Annotated in this window: 1 protein-coding gene; it reads left to right on the top strand. The window is 29.6% G+C overall.

Going from position 1 to position 692, the window contains the following annotated elements:
* Positions 1–552 (top strand): hypothetical protein (locus ABD730_RS17080; RefSeq protein WP_344716107.1); only part of this gene is annotated, 552 nt, incomplete at its 5' end.
* Between the last annotated feature and the right edge of the window lie 140 nt (positions 553–692).

The following is a 692-nucleotide window of genomic DNA, read 5'->3' as shown; positions in this document are numbered from 1 at the left end:
CGTTGTACGCAATATCCCAAAAATGCGGAAAATGAAAATGAACAATATATGAATTATAAAAAAACAGTCTCGTTTTTAGTAAAACTAATAGCTTTTGTTGCTGTTTTTTATATTATGAAATTTACTTTTAACGAATATAAAGCCTACAATCTACCTTATGGTAAAAAGGCGAATGAAATTAGGATATCAACTAATATTCCGACTATTAAAAGCTTTATGTATTCTAAAAATGTGAATAAACAATTAGTGGGAAATCAATGGGTTAGCATCAGAAAAGAGCAAAAAAAAGGAGAAGTATTGCATATATGGAAATTAGCTATACCTGAAGATGAAAGCGGAACTTTATATGAAGAAAGTGATGCCTTTAGAAAAAAGGATGATAATGGAACTGAATATCAATTAAATCTATATTCCACGATTGAAAACAATAAAGTTGTTGAACAAAAAGGAATTTTGTCACAGTTACCAAATTCAAACAAAAACAGAAAAGAAATTAATGAAATTGAGTTAGATAGCTTAATTTCTGAATGGAAAATACTTGAATTAAATTAAATAAATACTGCGTACAACACCGTATATAAAAAATTGCTGGTGTTGTGCTAAAACAAAGGTCGTTGCAAGTTTGCTACGTCTGATTTTCCTGCGGAAAATCCTCGCACGCAAACACGCAACTTTCCATATACAAAAACGTT

Source organism: Winogradskyella damuponensis, from assembly GCF_039538385.1.
GTDB lineage: Bacteria > Bacteroidota > Bacteroidia > Flavobacteriales > Flavobacteriaceae > Winogradskyella > Winogradskyella damuponensis.
Note: the sequence above shows the minus strand (reverse complement) of the source record. Positions and strands in the feature narration are given on the sequence as shown.